General features: G+C 71.9%; 12 protein-coding genes. 6 read left to right on the forward strand and 6 right to left on the reverse strand.

Annotated features, from left to right (window positions below; genetic code table 11):
• Window positions 1–26 precede the first annotated feature (26 nt).
• On the forward strand, window positions 27–2615 hold the full coding sequence (locus R4Z63_RS13185) for a bifunctional FO biosynthesis protein CofGH (protein WP_384453160.1): 2589 nt from the start codon (window positions 27–29) through the stop codon (window positions 2613–2615).
• 57 nt (window positions 2616–2672) lie between these two features.
• On the opposite strand, the gene R4Z63_RS13190 is transcribed toward R4Z63_RS13185, so the two are convergent.
• The gene (locus R4Z63_RS13190) at window positions 2673–3728 is read right to left on the reverse strand and encodes a tyrosine-protein phosphatase (RefSeq protein ID WP_384453163.1); all 1056 of its coding nucleotides are present in this window, start codon (window positions 3726–3728) and stop codon (window positions 2673–2675) included.
• 499 nt (window positions 3729–4227) lie between these two features.
• Here R4Z63_RS13190 and R4Z63_RS13195 point away from each other — a divergent pair, with 499 nt between their 5' ends.
• Both R4Z63_RS13195 and R4Z63_RS13200 read left to right on the forward strand, forming a co-directional pair.
• Window positions 4228–5355: an ADP-ribosylglycohydrolase family protein gene (locus R4Z63_RS13195; protein WP_384453213.1), complete on the forward strand. Its 1128-nt coding sequence runs from the start codon at window positions 4228–4230 to the stop codon at window positions 5353–5355.
• A 115-nt stretch (window positions 5356–5470) separates the two neighbouring features.
• A complete protein-coding gene (locus R4Z63_RS13200; RefSeq protein ID WP_037924969.1) occupies window positions 5471–6331 on the forward strand; it encodes a TIGR03619 family F420-dependent LLM class oxidoreductase in 861 nt (286 codons plus the stop codon).
• A 99-nt stretch (window positions 6332–6430) separates the two neighbouring features.
• Here R4Z63_RS13200 and R4Z63_RS13205 read toward each other — a convergent pair whose 3' ends face one another.
• Together R4Z63_RS13205 and R4Z63_RS13210 are read right to left on the reverse strand one after the other, a co-directional pair.
• Window positions 6431–10396, reverse strand: a complete 3966-nt coding sequence (locus tag R4Z63_RS13205; protein ID WP_384453166.1) for a hypothetical protein — start codon at window positions 10394–10396, stop codon at window positions 6431–6433.
• An 89-nt stretch (window positions 10397–10485) separates the two neighbouring features.
• Window positions 10486–10956 carry an ATP-binding protein gene (locus tag R4Z63_RS13210; RefSeq protein ID WP_384453169.1) on the reverse strand — a complete coding sequence of 157 codons (471 nt, stop codon included), beginning with the start codon at window positions 10954–10956 and terminating at the stop codon, window positions 10486–10488.
• 136 nt (window positions 10957–11092) lie between these two features.
• Here R4Z63_RS13210 and R4Z63_RS13215 point away from each other — a divergent pair, with 136 nt between their 5' ends.
• Both R4Z63_RS13215 and R4Z63_RS13220 read left to right on the forward strand, forming a co-directional pair.
• Window positions 11093–11929: a helix-turn-helix domain-containing protein gene (locus R4Z63_RS13215; protein WP_384453172.1), complete on the forward strand. Its 837-nt coding sequence runs from the start codon at window positions 11093–11095 to the stop codon at window positions 11927–11929.
• The gene (locus tag R4Z63_RS13220; RefSeq protein ID WP_384453175.1) at window positions 11926–12174 is read left to right on the forward strand and encodes a DUF397 domain-containing protein; all 249 of its coding nucleotides are present in this window, start codon (window positions 11926–11928) and stop codon (window positions 12172–12174) included. The genes R4Z63_RS13215 and R4Z63_RS13220 overlap by 4 nt, the downstream gene beginning before the upstream one ends.
• Window positions 12175–12186: 12 nt before the next feature.
• Here the strand turns inward: R4Z63_RS13220 and R4Z63_RS13225 are convergent, their stop codons facing one another.
• Window positions 12187–12804 (reverse strand): flavodoxin family protein, encoded by a 618-nt coding sequence (locus R4Z63_RS13225; protein ID WP_384453178.1) that lies wholly within the window; start codon window positions 12802–12804, stop codon window positions 12187–12189.
• Between the two features lie 128 nt (window positions 12805–12932).
• Here R4Z63_RS13225 and R4Z63_RS13230 point away from each other — a divergent pair, with 128 nt between their 5' ends.
• Complete coding sequence (locus R4Z63_RS13230) at window positions 12933–13448, forward strand: hypothetical protein (RefSeq protein ID WP_384453180.1); 516 nt, start codon at window positions 12933–12935, stop codon at window positions 13446–13448.
• A 386-nt stretch (window positions 13449–13834) separates the two neighbouring features.
• Here R4Z63_RS13230 and R4Z63_RS13235 read toward each other — a convergent pair whose 3' ends face one another.
• Both R4Z63_RS13235 and R4Z63_RS13240 read right to left on the reverse strand, forming a co-directional pair.
• Window positions 13835–14116 carry a hypothetical protein gene (locus tag R4Z63_RS13235; protein ID WP_236647736.1) on the reverse strand — a complete coding sequence of 94 codons (282 nt, stop codon included), beginning with the start codon at window positions 14114–14116 and terminating at the stop codon, window positions 13835–13837.
• A 220-nt stretch (window positions 14117–14336) separates the two neighbouring features.
• Window positions 14337–15887 carry an APC family permease gene (locus R4Z63_RS13240; protein WP_037924959.1) on the reverse strand — a complete coding sequence of 517 codons (1551 nt, stop codon included), beginning with the start codon at window positions 15885–15887 and terminating at the stop codon, window positions 14337–14339.
• Between the last annotated feature and the right edge of the window lie 100 nt (window positions 15888–15987).

Genomic DNA, 15987 nt, shown 5'->3' on the forward strand with positions numbered 1-15987 from the left:
GGGACGTCGGATCGTATGCTCGCCCCATGACCACTCCGAGTGACGCTCCGACCGAAAACGCGATGCGCCGCGCGCTGCGACGGGCCCGAGACGGTGTCGCGCTCGACGCGGCCGAAGCGGCCGTGCTGCTCCAGGCGCGGGGCGAGGCCCTCCGGGACCTCTCGGCCTCTGCCGCTCGCGTCAGGGACGCCGGGCTCACCGCCGCCGGGCGGCCCGGCGTCATCACGTACTCGCGCAAGGTGTTCATCCCCCTCACCCGGCTCTGCCGCGACACGTGCCACTACTGCACCTTCGTCACCGTCCCCGGCAAGCTCCGCCGCAGCGGCCACGGGATGTACCTCTCCCCCGACGAGGTCCTCGACATCGCCCGCCGGGGTGCGGCGATGGGCTGCAAGGAAGCCCTCTTCACCCTCGGCGACCGCCCCGAGGACCGCTGGCCCGAGGCACGCGAGTGGCTCGACGCGCACGGCTACGACGACACCCTCGCCTACGTCCGCGCCATGGCGATCCGGGTGCTGGAGGAGACCGGGCTGCTGCCGCACCTCAATCCCGGCGTCATGTCGTGGTCGGACCTTCAACGGCTCAAGCCGGTCGCCCCGTCCATGGGCATGATGCTGGAGACCACCGCCACCCGCCTGTGGTCCGAGCCCGGCGGTCCTCACCACGGCTCCCCCGACAAGGAACCGGCCGTGCGGCTGCGGGTGCTGGAGGACGCGGGCCGCTCCAACGTCCCCTTCACCACCGGCGTCCTGATCGGCATCGGCGAGTCCTACGCGGAACGGGCCGAGGCCTTCTTCGCACTGCGCCGGGTCCAGCGCAGCTACCACGGCATCCAGGAGGTCATCGTCCAGAACTTCCGCGCCAAGCCGGACACCGCCATGCGCGGCATGCCGGACGCGGAGCTGGAGGAGCTGGCCGCCGCGATTGCCGTCGCCCGCCACGTCCTGGGCCCCAGCGCCCGCATCCAGGCCCCGCCGAACCTGGTGGACGCCGAATACGCCCTGCTCATCGGTGCGGGCATCGACGACTGGGGCGGCGTGTCCCCGCTGACCCCCGACCACGTCAACCCCGAGCGCCCCTGGCCGCACATCGAGGAGCTGGCCGCCCGGACCGCAGCCGCCGGCTTCCAGCTGCGCGAACGCCTGACCGTCTACCCGGAGTTCCTCCAGCGCGGCGAGCCCTGGCTGGACCCGCGCCTGCTGCCGCACGTGCGGGCCCTGGCCGACGCGGAGACCGGGCTCGCCGACGAGCGGGCGGTCGTCGAGGGGCGGCCGTGGCAGGAACCCGACGAGGGCTTCGCCGCGTACGGCGCCGGCACCGGCCGTACGGACCTGCACGCCACCATCGACACCGAGGGCCGCACCGCCGACCGGCGCGAGGACTTCGACCACGTCTACGGCGACTGGGAGGCCCTACGCGAGGCCGCCGCCCCCGGCATGGTGGCGGAGCGCATCGACACCGACGTACGCGCCGCCCTGGCGCAGGCCGCCGACGACCCGACACGGCTGACCGACGCCCAGGCGCTGGCGCTGTTGCACGCGGACGGTCCCGCGCTCGACGCACTGTGCCGGATCGCCGACGACCTGCGCCGGGCGGTCGTGGGCGACGACGTCACCTACATCGTCACGCGGAACATCAACTTCACCAACGTCTGCTACACCGGCTGCCGTTTCTGCGCCTTCGCGCAGCGCCGCACCGACGCCGACGCCTACACCCTCTCCCTCGACCAGGTCGCCGACCGGGCCGCCCAGGCCTGGGACGTCGGCGCGGTCGAGGTGTGCATGCAGGGCGGCATCCACCCCGACCTGCCGGGGACGGCGTACTTCGACATCGCGCGGGCCGTCCGGCAGCGGGTGCCGGGCATGCACGTGCACGCCTTCTCCCCGATGGAGGTCGTCAACGGCGCGACCCGCACGGGCATGTCCGTACGGGACTGGCTGACGGCGGCCAAGGAGGCCGGGCTGGACTCGATCCCGGGGACGGCGGCGGAGATCCTGGACGACGAGGTGCGCTGGGTCCTGACCAAGGGCAAGCTGCCGGCGGCGGACTGGATCGACGTCGTCGCCACCGCGCACGAGCTGGGGATCCGCTCCTCGTCGACGATGATGTACGGGCATGTGGACCAGCCCCGGCACTGGCTCGGCCACTTCCGCACGCTGGCCCGGATCCAGCAGGAGACCGGCGGTTTCACGGAGTTCGTGACGCTCCCGTTCATCCACACCAACGCCCCCGTGTACCTGGCGGGCATCTCCCGGCCCGGTCCCACCGTCCGCGACAACCGCGCGGTGACGGCGATGGCCAGGCTCCTGCTGCACCCGCACATCCCCAACATTCAGACGAGCTGGGTGAAGCTGGGGGCGGAGGGCGCGGCCGAGATGCTCCGCTCCGGGGCGAACGACCTGGGCGGGACGCTGATGGAGGAGACCATCTCCCGCATGGCCGGGTCGGGTTACGGCTCGTACAAGTCGGTCAAGGACCTGGTGGCGGTCGCCGAGGCGGCGGGCCGTCCCGCGAAGCCCCGTACGACGCTGTACGGGGAGGTGCCCGAGGAGCGGCAGCGGGCGGCCCTCGCGTCGGACGGGCACCTGCCGGAGCTGCTGCCCGTACTGGACTGAGCGGGGCAGGGCGGGGAGGGGGTTCGGCAGAAGCGGGCTCTCCTCCCCGCCGGACGGTCAGCCGACGAGCAGGTCCTTGCGGAGCTGCTTCAGCTCGCGGGCGTCGATGCCGAGTCCGTCCTTGAGGTAGCGGTCGAAGGAGCCGTAGGCGGCCTCGACCTCGTCGTAGCCGGCGTTTAGGTACTCGGGCCGCACGTCCAGCAGCGGCTTGTAGACGGCGGCCTGGTCGGCGGGCAGGTGCGAGAGGATCGCCTCGTTGGCGGCTTTGCGGTAGTCGTTGCTGGCCAGGTAGTCGGCCTCGACGGTCTGGCGGGGCACACCGAGGGCGGTCAGCAGGGCGGCGCCCGCCCAGCCGGTGCGGTCCTTACCGGCGGTGCAGTGGAAGAGGACGGAGCGGGCGCGGGCGCGATCGTGCTCGATGCCTTCGAAGACGCGCGTGTACGCCTTCGTGCCGCCCTCGCCGGACACCATCGCCCGTTCGGCGTCGACCATGGCCCGGACGGCCTCGTCGGGGGTGCGGGGCATGGTCCGGAAGGAGTCGGAGCCCGCGAAGACGTCGGCGACGACGTAGGAGGCGCCCGCGGGGACCTTGTCGGCGTCCTTGCTGCGCTCGTCCTGCGTGCGCAGGTCGAAGACGGTCCTGATGTGCAGGCGCCGGAGCTTGGCGAGGTCGTTCGCGGTGAGCCCGCCGAGGGCGTCGGAGCGGTAGACCTCGCCCATCTTCACCCACTGCCCGGTGCTGGTGCGGTAGCCGCCGGCGTCACGGAAGTTGGCGGTGCCGTCGAGCTGGATCAGGCGGTCGGCGAGGCGCAGGCCGTGGCCGTGCTGCGGTGTGAAGTCGAACCACTGGCGGTCGGCGGCGGGCAGGCCCGTGACCACGGCCCGGCCCTGGGCGCCGCCCCTGGCGACGACCTTGCCGTTCGCCTTGATCTCGACCCGCCTGGTGCCCGGGGCCTTCCAGTCCAGCGTGAAGGAGCCGTCGGCGCCGGCGGTGACGGTGGCCTCGGTGAAGGGGATGGCCGAGCGGTTGCCGGCGTGGGCGGCGGGGGCGGTGATCAGGGCCGCGGTGAGCGCGGACGCGACGACGGTCGCGGCGAGGAGAGCCTTCTTCATGGCGTCGAGGCTCGGCGGCCGTGGAGAACGTCGGATGAACGCGGCGTGGCCGGAACCGGCCGCACCGAAGGCAAGTGGCAAAACGTGCCACCGGTCGTTCGGCGGCTGGAACTGTTCGCGTTCCGGCCGATCTCTGCTCACTTATGGACCTCTTGGCGTACCACTTCCGGTTTCGATCGAACCTGTCCACTACAGTGCGGATTTCGCAGGGGCGGCGATTACAGGTCAGCGGGGGGGCGCGGTGCCGGGGGTGGACGACGTGGTCGGTACGGACGGCGAGCGGCGGCAGAACGCCCACCAGGCGCCACCGCCCGGCACCCCCCTCCCCGGCCCGGACACCCCGTCGAGCGGTACGAACACCCCTGGCCCGGACGCGGAGAAGCCCGCCCCGGATCCCGCGGGCGGCCGCGGCACGGTCGCCCCGCACGGCACCGCCGACCCGGCCGGCGGCCCGGCACGGGGCGGCGTGGGAGGGGCCGAGCGGACGCTCGGGCGGGGGATCGCCACCGGGCTCTGGGGGCGGATCGAGCAGCAGGACTTCCGCAGCCGCATCCGCGGCACCCTCCTCGGCGCGGCCCTCGGCGATGCCTTCGGCGCGCCCCTCGCCGGCCTGTCCCTCGACGCCGTCCGCACCGCCCACGGACCGGACGGCCTGACCGCTCCCGCCGTCGCCCACGGCCGGCGCGGCCGGGTGACCGCCGCCACCCAGCTCACCCTCTTCACCGTGGACGGCCTGATCCGGGCCCACGTCCGCCGGGACACCGGCACCTGGCACCCGCCCACCGACGTGCACCGCGCGTACCGCCGCTGGGCGGCGACCCAGCACGACTGGGGCCCCGACGAGCGCCGCGAGGACAACGGCTGGCTCGCGCAGGAAGAGTGGCTCTACGCCCGCCGCGACCCCGACCGCGACTGCCTGACCGGCTTCGGAGACGACGTCCTCGCCCCCTTCGACCAGCCCAAGAACCCGGCCGCCCGCGGCCCGGCCGCCGCCGTCCGCTCGGCCCCCTTCGGGCTGCTGGTCGGCTGGGAACCCGGCCTCGTCCTCCAGCTCGCCGTCGAGTGCGCCGCCCAGAGCCACGGCCATCCCACCGCCCACCTCGCCGCGGGCGCCCTCGCCGTCCTCGTCCACGGCCTCATCCGCGGCGACTCCCTCGACGCCGCCATCCAGCGCACCCTGGGCCTGTTGGGAGCCCGCCCCGGACATCAGCCCGTCACCGACGCCCTCCAACGCGCCACGGCGGCCGTCACCCAGGGCGCGCCCGGCCCCGACGCCGTCGAAGCGCTGTCCCCCGGCTTGGCCGCGCCCGACGCCGTACCCGACGCCGCGGACGCCCTCGCCGTCGCCGTCTACTGCGCCCTGGTCGCCGAGGATGTCGCCCACGGCCTGCGCCTCGCCGTCAACCACGGCGGCGACTCCGTTGCCTCCGGCACCCTGTGCGGGGCGCTGCTCGGCGCGCTCCACGGAGAGACCGCCCTGCCTCCCGCCTGGCTCGCGGAGCTGGAGGGCCGTGCCACCCTCCTGGAGCTGTGTGACGACTTCGCCCTGGAGATGACCCAGGGCCCGGCCCTCCACGGCCCCTCCGCCTCCTCCCCCGGCTGGCTGGCCCGCTACCCCCGCGGCTGACACGGGCCGTCCGCGGCTGACACGGGCCTTCGCGACCTGACGCACCCTCAACAAGCGGGTCGGCAGCCCGTACCGTGGCGTTCCCACGTCCCGGCTGCCGGAGGTGCCAGCACCCATGCGGATCGCCACGACCGTCTTCCTCACCGACCGCACCGTCTCCCCCGCCCGTCTCGCCCGCAGCCTGGAGGAACGCGGCTTCTCGGGCCTCTACCTCCCCGAGCACACCCACATCCCGGTCTCCCGCGAGACCCCCGCCCCGATGGGCGGCGAACTCCCCGAGATGTACGGGCGCACCCTCGACCCCTTCATCGCCCTCGGCCAGGCCGCCGCGGTCACCCAGCGGCTGCACCTGGGCACCGGCATCACCCTGGTGGCACAGCACGACGGCATCGGCCTGGCGAAACAGGTCGCGACCCTCGACCACCTCTCCGGCGGCCGTTTCACCCTGGGCATCGGCTACGGCTGGAACGTCGAGGAGGCCGCCGACCACGGCGTCGAGTGGCGCACCCGCCGCGACCTGGTCCGCGACCGGATGGCCCTGATGCGCGCCCTGTGGGCGCCCGAGCCGACCGCGTACGTGGGCCAGTACTGCTCCGTCCGGGCCAGCAGCGCCCACCCGAAGCCGGTCCAGGCCCCGCGCGAACTAGGCCCCGGCTCGGCCCTGCACGGGCCCCGCACCCTGATCGGCGGAGCGGCCGGCCCGAAGCTCTTCGCCGCGATCGCCGACCACGCCGACGGCTGGCTGCCGATCGGCGGCGGCGGCCTGACCGAGTCCCTGCCGGTGCTGCGCCAGGTGTGGGAGACCGCCGGCCGTGACCCGAAGTCCCTCCAGGTGGTCCCGTACGCCGTCCACCCCAGTGCGGGCAAGCTCGCCCACTACGCCGACCTCGGCATCGAGGAGGTCGTCCTCCAGCTCCCCTCGGCCCCCGAGCCGGAGACCCTGCGCGCCCTGGACGGGTTCGCCCAGTACCTCTGACCTCCCCGCCCCGCCCCGCCCCGCCCGGTCCCCGCGGACAGCAGCGGGGCCCGCCCGATCGTGCGATCGGACGGGCCCCGGTTCAGCGCTGCCGGATCCTCAGGACGTGAAGTAGCCGTTCAGGTCGGCGATCACGTCGGTGGAGCCGGAGTTGTTGAAGAACGTCACCCGCCCGTCCACGACGGGCACGACCACCAGGTTGGCGACGGTCCGCCCGGCGATGTAGTTGAGGTTCGAGACGCCCGGCCGTGCGGCCCCGTGGGGGTGGACGATCAGGTGGCTGGCCTCGGTGGGGTTGGTGACCGTGACGTTCAGGACGACGGCGGTCACTCCTTGCGCGGGCACTCCCGCGGCCCCTGCGACCTGGAGGCTCACCGAACCGCCCGGACCGACCGCCCCGGCGCGGGCGCCGGTGCCGTCACGGGTGTCGAGGAGGCGGACCGGGCCCGCCGCGGAGAACACCGACCCCTCGGCCGCGTAGTAGCCGGTGACGTCGGCGATGAGGTCCACCGAGCCCGAGTTGTTCCGCAGGTCGACCTTGCCGTTCACCACCGGCACCGTCACCAGGTTGGGGACGATCTGCCCGGGCGTGAAGTTGAGGTTGGACACGCCCGGGGCCGCCTGCCCATTGGGGTAGACGGTGACGTGACCGGCCTCGGTCGGCTGGACGGCGGTCACGTTCATGACGACCGCCGTGACCCCGGTGGCCGGAACGCCCTTCACGCCCGCGACCTGCAGGGTGACGACCCCGCCCGGACCGACCCGCCGCTTGGTCGCACCCGTGCCGTCACGGGTGTCCAGGAACCGTGCCGGCGTGATCGGGTTCAGCGCGGAGCCGGCCCCGGCCTGGTCGGTGTAGTAGCCCGTCACGTCGGCGATCAGGTCCACCGAACCGGCGTTGTTGCGCAGGTCGACCTTGCCGTTGACCACCGGCACCGTCACCAGATTGGGGACGATCTGCCCGGGCGTGAAGTTCAGGTTCGACACCTTGGGGACGGCCTGCCCGTTCGGGTAGACCATCACGTGACCGGCCTCGGTCGGCTGGACGGCGGTCACGTTCATGACGACCGCCGTGACCCCGGTGGCCGGAACGCCCTTCACGCCCGCGACCTGCAGGGTGACGACCCCGCCCGGACCGACCCGCCGCTTCGCCGCACCCGTGCCGTCACGGGTGTCCAGGAACCGTGCCGGGCCGTGCGGCACGAACCGGCTGCCCTTCGGGGCGGGGGCCGGGACGGGCTCGGTGACGGTGTAGGCCTTCGGCAGGTATCCACGCGAGGGCACCCCGGCCGTGTAGCCGACGCCGTCGAGAACCAGATCGTACGCGGCCGGCTCCAGGCCCCTGGTGTCCACCTGGACGGTTAGCTCGGTGCCGTCCGCGTTGACGGCGAGCGGGGTCAGGAGCGCCTGCTGACCGCTTCCCTCACGCGCCAGCTTCATGCGGGTCTTCAGAGTGAGCGAGGTACCTCGGACGACGGCCCGCGTCTGGGTGTTCGCCGCACTGGTGTCGGGGCTGATCGAGGCCGGGGCCTCGATCTCCGGCACGTAACACTGGCCACATGCCCCGCGCATGCCGTAGACGGCCGGCGTCGGGGTCCTGCCGGCGCTCAGCATCAGGAGGCCCTGCGCAGGCTCGGCCTCCTGGTCCGCCTTGCAGTAGGCGCTGAACTGGTCCCACTGCTGCCTACAGCCGTACTGGGGATCTGCGGTACTCCACTCGCGGCCGTCGTGCAGGCTCAGCGCAGGAGCGGGCGTGTTCTTGTCGGCGTTGGTCGTGAAACCGGTGACGTAGAAAGACTCCCCGGGATTCATGTCGACCACGGCGCAGTGCGCGGTCGACGTCTCCGAGAGCACTCCGCCTCGCAAGGCGAAACCGTCGACGGAGACCGAGTTGGCCATGCACTCGGGCGCCCAGCCGGCGGCCGTGCCCACCTTCCATATGTCCATGGCGCTGCTGACGGGCTGGTCGGCGTACAGGCGGGCCGACAGCACGGCCGTGTAGGCGGTCGAGCCCGTCACCTTGCACGGGAGGCTGTTCGCCTGCTGGCAGAGCAGGTTGCCGTCCGCGTCGAGGACCGTGAGCCAGGTGGCGGTGATGTTCTTCAGGTACCACCCGGCCATGCGGTCGCCCAGCCAGAACTTGTCGGTCGCGGCACCGCCGATACGCAGGCAGCGGGCGTCCAGAGGCGCGCCGAGCACGACGGGAAGGGACGGACCGCCCACCTTGGTGGACACCGTGGCCGTGCACGTCGCCGCGGGGGAAACGTCCCGCCGTGCCAACTTGACGGAGTACATTCCGGCGCTCTCCACCAGCGCCGTGTAGGACACCCCGGGAGCGAGTCGGCAGCTGACGGGTACGACTCCGGTGCACGCAGCAGTACCCGACGGGTCGAACAGCTGGACCAGGCCCCCTCGACCGTCCGCGTCAACGCGGTCGACCAGCTCAGCGGTGGAGTGCTGGTCGGCCGGAATGCTCAGGCAAGCGTGCTTTACCCCCGTAATCTGAGCCCCCGCAGAGCCGTCGAAGCCGGTGCGGGGCCATGCAGCGCAGCCGGTGTGGTCGCCGGTCCGGTGGCTGGTCAGCCCGTACGTGCCCGGCGTTCCGCTGAGCACCGCCCTGAAGGGGGCGGTGCCGGTCAGCTTGCAGGTGACAGACGTGGCACCGAGAGGGCCGTTCAGTTCGCACTGCTCTTTGCCCGACGCGTCGTTGACCACGACGTGGAGTCCGTTCAGGGGCGCAGGGTTGAGCAGGTAGACGCCGTTTCCGCTTGCGGTCGGCAGGGTCAGGCACAGTCGCTGTCCGGGTGCAGCGAAGACGGCGTTGACGGGACCGGTGGCCAGTCCGTTGTCGTGGGTCGTGGTGCAGCCGCGGGTCTCCTTGGCCGAGTGGAACGCCATGCCGTACGGCGAGCTGTCCAGCACCTGGGTGTAGTTCACCCACGTGTAGTCGCCGGCGGTCAGGTCACAGGTTCCGCGCCAGCATTCGTCGTGCCTTGACGTCGCGTCCGACGAGAGCAGATGTCCCTGAGGCGCGTAGTACGACGCGGTGACGACGGGGCCGAAGGTGTACCGGGCGGAGTGCGTGGCCCGCATGAGCCTGCACGGCACGGTGGAGCTCAGGTCGGGCGAGGTGCCGAACACCTGCGGCTCCACCACGGGACACCCTTCCGGCTTGGAGAGCCGTGCGAAGGTGAGCTTGTAGGGATACTCCGAACCGCTGGTGACGACCCGGAAGGGTGCGGCGCCCGTGAGCCTGCAGTCGAGGTAGGAATAGTTCGGGGGGACGCAGAGCTTGTTGCCGTCACCGTCGTAGATGTCCGTGGTGACGGCATAGCCCTCGTGGACGGTGGCGCGCAGCATGTCGTCCGCTGCAAGGGACAGGGCGTAGCAGTCCGTCGAGCCGACCGGCACCTGCCCCTGTATGACCCTCGGGGCGCCGAGCCTGCTGTCGGCGGCGCTCACGCTCTCGCACGTGGCGGAGAGCAGAGCGAGGTACGAGATGGACAGGTCGCTGTCGTCAGCCCCGGGGTAGTTGTTCGCGATCTGCAGCGAGTACGTCCCCGCACCGTTCGTGGGGCAGTGGTACCTGCTCTCGATCAGTCGGCAGCTCACCGTGGTGCCGTCCGGCGCGATCAGCTTGGTTACCACGAACGTCCTGGACGTGACGGCCCGGTAGCGGACCATGTCCTTCTGCTGCGGCAGGGTGAGCGCGAAGGATGCGGTCTGGCCGCCCTTGATCATGCAGTTGACGACCGCGCGCGGAGCCAGCTCCGCAGGGCAGACGTCTGTCACCTCGCTCTGTTGCAGAGCCCGCACCTCTGCCTGGCGCTGCGCCTCGCGCTCCGCCGCGGGGTCCTTCTTCGGTGCCGCCTGCGGGCCTGTCGGGGCGGCCGACGGCGCACCCGCCCCGGCCTCCTCCCGGAGCGAAGCGGCAGCAGGAGGCTCGGCCGACACCGCGAGCGCGGTACCGGCCTGGCCCGTGAGCGAGGCCAGCAGCGTCAGCAGCAGGGCCCCCGAGGCGAGGCCGCGTCCTCTGGCACGTCTGATCTGCGCTCTTCTGCCCATGGGCAGGAATCTCATGAACCCCCCAGTTCCGGTGAGCCCGGGCCTGTGACGATCACGGCCGCACGGGCATGCGGAGCTTACCCGCCGGTTTACAGGCGGCGCACCGGAGTACCCGTGCCCGGTGGGTGGGCCGTCCGGCGGCGCGGCAGCTCGGCCCAGACCGTCTTGCCGATGACGCGGTCCGTGACGCCCCAGTCGGCGGCGACGGCGTCCACGAGGCGCAGGCCGTAGCCGGCCTCCGCCTCGTAGGCGTGCGGCCGCAGCACCGGGCGGCGGTCGCGGCGGGCGTCGGAGACCTCGATGCGCAGGAGTTCCTCCAGGAGCGTCAGCTTCAGCTCGAAGTCCCGCCCCGGGACCCGCCCGTGCCGGACGGCGTTGGCGGCGAGCTCGGCCACGAGGAGCCCGGCGTCGGCGGAGAACGCGGTGGATTCGGGGAAGCCCCAGGCATGAAGCTCGACGAGGGCCAGCTGTCGGGCCAGCCGGGCCCCGCGGCGGGTGCTGGTGAAACGCTGAGTGAACACGCGTACGAGGGTCCGGGCGCGGCCGGAAGGTGCGGTCATGGCGCCAACATCCCGCCCGACCAGGCTCGTTCAACACCACCCGGACTCGTACAAACCAACTGTACGAGTCCACTCCCTGGACAGACGCGGTCACCGTGCGTGAATCTGCCTGTCGGGGATCGGGGAGGTGACCGCCATGGTGAGTGCCGACGGCAGCGGTGACGGCGAGGTCGAGCCGGACGACAACCTGCGCAGCTTCGGCGAGACGGTCAAGGCCTCCCGCAAACGCGCCGGCCTGACCCAGGAGCAACTGGCCCCGCTGATCGGGTACTCGGTGCAGTACGTCGGCTCCGTCGAGCAGGGCCGCCGCCACCCGTCGCAGAAGTTCGTGAACAAGACCGAGGCGGTCCTGGACACCTTCGGCGTCATCGACATCGCGGCGCGGCAGCTGACGCGGCGGCGCGGCCTGGCGACGTGGTTCCGGCGGTGGGCGGAGCTGGAGGAAGTGGCCGTCACCCTCAATACGTACGAGTGCCGGTCCGTGCCGGGGCTCCTCCAGCCGGAGTCGTACGCCCGTGCCCTCATCGACAACGTCCCGCCGCTGGCCACCCCGGAGGAGGCGGAGGCCCGTGTCGCGGTGCGGCTGGAACGGCAGAAGCTGCTCCACCGCACCCCCTACGCCCTCTTCAGCTTCGTCATCGAGCAGGCGCTGATCGAGCGGCGGACGGGCGGGCCGCAGGTCACGCGGGAGCTGGTCGACCGGCTCCTGGAGTGCGGGGACCTGCCCAACGTGGACGTCCAGATCATGCCGCTGGTCCAGCCGGTGCACGCGGGCACCGACGGCCCCTTCCAACTCCTGGAAACCGATGAACACGAGTGGCTGGGCTACAGCGAGGGGCAGAAGACCGGCCAGGTCATCACCGACCCGAAAGCCATCAGCGTGCTCCACCAGCGGTATGCCAAACTTCGCATCCAGGCCCTCAATCCGGCGGACAGCGCGGGCCTGTTGATGCGAATGCGAGGTTCCCTGTGAACAGCTCCGACTTGCGATGGTTCAAGAGCAGCTACAGCGGAAGCGAGGGCGACGACTGCGTCGAGGTCGCTCTCTCCTGGCACAAGTCCACGTACAGCGGCAGCGAGGGCGACAGCTGCGTCGAGGTCGCCGCCTGCCCCGGCGCCGTGCACGTCCGGGACTCGAAGGTGACGGCCGGCCCCGAGCTGGCCGTCACCCCCGGCGTCTGGACCGCGTTCCTGGGCGGCGTCACCGCCACCGGCTGAGCGGCGGCGCGGCTACCGCTCCCCGGTCTCCTCCTCCGCGGGGAACCGGGCGAGCGGGGCCTCGCGCGCGAAGAAGGTCTTGGCGCGGGTCAGCGCGCGCTCGTCGGCGCGCACCTGGCCGGGCCGGGAGCCGTTGCCGAGCAGGACCCCGCCGAAGCGCATCCCCATGTAGGCGGCCGTGTTGTTGAGGCTGGTGATCAGCCCGCCCGCGGTGGCCTCGTTCTCCTCGGCCATCGCCGTGACGCCCCACAGCGTGCGGCCGCCCATCCGCTTCTTGAAGTCCATGCCGGGTACTCCCAGCCAGCCGGACCAGTAGTCGAGGTAGCGCTTGGTGCCGGCGGAGACCGCGTACCAGTACAGCGGCGAGGCGATCACGATGTCGGTGGCCTCCAGCGTGGCCCGGCGCAGTTCCTCCTCCTGCTCGCTCACGGGCCAGGTCCCGTCCTCGTGCCGGCCGTCCTGGAAGTCGGGCAGCGGGTCCTTCGCGAGGTCCACCCAGCGCTGCGGGATGCCGGTGGGCAGTTGTTCGGCCGCTGCCCGGGCGAGGATCTCGGTGTTGCCGTCCGGGCGGGAGCTGCCGAGGACGAAGAGGAACGATCGCTCGGCGTCGTCACGTATGTCGGTCGTCATGCGCCGTGCAACTCCCGCTGCTTGCGGAGCCATTCCGTCCGGCCCGTCGGGGGTGAAATCCAGTCGACGGCGGGCCCTTCCGCCGGGGATCCTGACGGCCGGACACCTGTCGAGGGGAGCGGACGGACATGCCGGGCACGCAGGCGCGGGACGCGCATCACTGGGAGTCGCTCCCGGCGGGAATCCGCGCCCAGGTCGACGGTTACGTCCTCCAGGACCGCCTGATGCAGGCCGTGAAGCTCGTGTGGGACGCCGGACGCGCCCGCGGCGTCGGTCTGCACGAGGCCCAGCTGCTGGTCCACGAGCGGTACGTCCTCCACGGCGACCGGATCGCCCGCACCCCCGAGAGTCCGCTGGACCTGGAGTCCCTGTCCGCCCTGACGAGCGGCCTGCCGGGGCGGGTTGCGGCGATCGAGGCGGTCTGGGACGGGGACACCGTCCACGACTGGTTCGTGAAACTCCTGGCGATCACCGACGACCCCGCCGGGGAGCGCCACCTGGCCACCGTCCACAGCCGCCGGGACCGCGACCGGGCCGAGGCCGCCGCCGAGGCGGGCCGCACCCTGGCCGACCACCTCGGCGTGCCGTTCCACTTCCCCGAGCCCTCGAACCCGGGCTACGACGCCCCGCGCTGGCGCCCCTGAGAGGAGACCGGGCCGTGCCCGGGCAACGCGGGCAGCGGCGGCAACGGCACCATGAGCGGCACCGGCCGGAGAACGTCCCCGGCCCGTCCGCCTGATCGCAGGCGGACGGGCCGCTCTCGATCACGCAGAGCACGCAGAGCACGCAGAGCACGCAGAAAGCGTAGGTAGGACGGAAAGGGCTGAGCGGCCCTACGGGACCGGCGACGAAGCCTGTCGCTCCCCCCGAGCAGCGGCATGCGCGGCTGGTCCGGGGCCGTCAGCGGAATCGATCTTAGGTCGTACCACCCGCCCCGGAAAACGCATTTACCCAGCTCAGCACCTATGTGGCCGATATTCGCCCCTGGCCTGAATCGGGCCGGCGCCGCCTGCGGGGCCGCGGGCCGGGCTCAGCCGGCCTTCGGGGCCTTCGGCAGCCCGGCGTCGAGGGCCGTGCCGGCGCCCGCGAGGGAGCTGTCGGTCGCCTTCGAGGCGGAACCGACCGCGCCCTTGGTCACACCGACCGCCGTCTTGGCGTCCTGGACGGTCTGCGCGGGGTGGTCGGCGAGGTCGACGACACGGCCGACGAGCGGCGCCGCCCCGGAGGGCTCGTCGGCGGCGTGCGCGGCGCCGGGAACCAGCGCGAGGGCGGCTCCGCCGGACAGGACCAGGGCGGCAAGGGTGCGCTTCATGGCAGTCATGACCGGCCCAACGACCCCGCCACCCCGGAGTCACCACCTGGCCCGCCCCTTTGGAGTGGCTCCTGCCGGTCCACCGCCCCCTGCCGTTCGGCCGCACCGGCCGCACCGGCCGCCGGGAACGCCGCGAACGCCGCGAACGCCGGCGGCCCCGGATCGGGGGAATCGATCCGGGGCCGCGGGGATGACTCGGCGGGTGCGTTCGGCGCGGGGGTCAGTCCTCGACCACCAGGGCCGGGGTGGACTTCGTCAGGACCTCGCCGCGGAAGAAGGCCGGGCTGCGGCGCTGGGTGATCAGCATGACGACCACGCCCAGGAGGAGCAGGCCCACTCCGATGACGAAGACGCTGCCCACGCCGAAGAGCGAGGAGCCGGAGCCGTAGGCCGGGTCCCACATGTCGTACATGGTCTGGAAGAAGACCGCGGCGAGCATGAGGCCGCCGATGCCCGGCAGGATGCCCTTCACGAGGAGGTCGCGGGCCGAGGAGCGCAGGTCCGCGCGGAAGAACCAGACGCAGGCGAAGGCCGTGATCGAGTAGTAGAAGCAGATCATGAGGCCGAGGGCGTAGATCGTGTCGATCAGTACGTTCTCGCTGACCAGCGTCATCACCGTGTAGAAGACGCCGGTGGCGATGCCCGCCATGACGGTGGCGCGGCCCGGGGTCTTGAAGCGGGGGTGGACCTTGGCGAAGGAGGTCGGCAGGGCTTCGTAGGTGCTCATCGACAGGACCGTGCGCGCCACCGGGATGAAGGTGGTCTGCAGGCTCGCGGCGGCGGAGGCCAGGACCGCGACGAAGAGCAACACCCCGAGACCGGAGCCCATGATCGGCTCGGCGAGGGTGGCGAAGACGTTGTCCGCGGTCTGCTCGTTGCCGAGGCCGTTGCCCTCGGTGCCGACACCGGCGTACATCTGGGCGGCGATGGCGACGACCAGGTACGAGGAGACGATGACGACCATGGCGAGCATCGCCGCGCGGCCGGGCGTCTTGGCGCTGCCGACGCTCTCCTCGTTGACGGACAGACAGGCGTCCCAGCCCCAGTAGATGAAGATCGAGAGGGAGAGGCCGGCCGTGAAGGCGGCGAGCGACTCGACGGCGAAGGGGTTCATCCAGGACCACGAGAAGGCGAGCGAGCCCGCGACCTCGTCGGACTTGGTGATGGCCAGGTAGGCGAACAGCGCCAGCACCGTGAGCTGGAGGCCGACCAGGATGTACTGGACCCACTTGGTGGCGGTGATGCCGCGGTAGCTGATCGCGGTGGCGATCGCGATGAAGACCAGGGTGGTGAGGATGTGGACGAACTTGTTGTCGTCCAGCGCGGCGAGGTCGGCGCTGCCGCTCAGTTCGCCCACGAGGAGGTAGAAGAAGTTGGTGGCCACGCCGGCGAGGTTGGAGAGCACGACGACCGTGGCGACCAGCAGGCCCCAGCCGCACATCCAGCCGACGCGGGGGCCGAAGGCCTTCACCGACCAGGTGAAGGAGGTGCCGCAGTCGGGGACCGCTTTGTTCAGGGCGCGGTAGGCGAAGGCCACCAGCAGCATGGGGATGAATCCGGCCAGGAAGACGGCCGGCATCTGGACGCCGACCTCGCTGACCGTGGGACCGAGGGTGGCCGTCAGGCAGTAGACGGGGGCGACCGTCGATACGCCGATGACGGCGTTGCCCACGAGCCCGACGGAATTGCCGCCGAGTCCCTTGCCGCGTACGCCCCCGGCCACGCCGCTTACCGTGTCTCCGGCCTGAGGCCGAACGTCCAGCTGAGTCATGAGTCAGGACGTTAGATGGTGCGTTTTCCACATGTGGATGATCGAAGTCCGGATGTAAAGAGTCTTCGACGCCTTGGAATCTTGAGTTCGGGACGATTTG

The organism is Streptomyces sp. PL-29, from assembly GCF_058344425.1.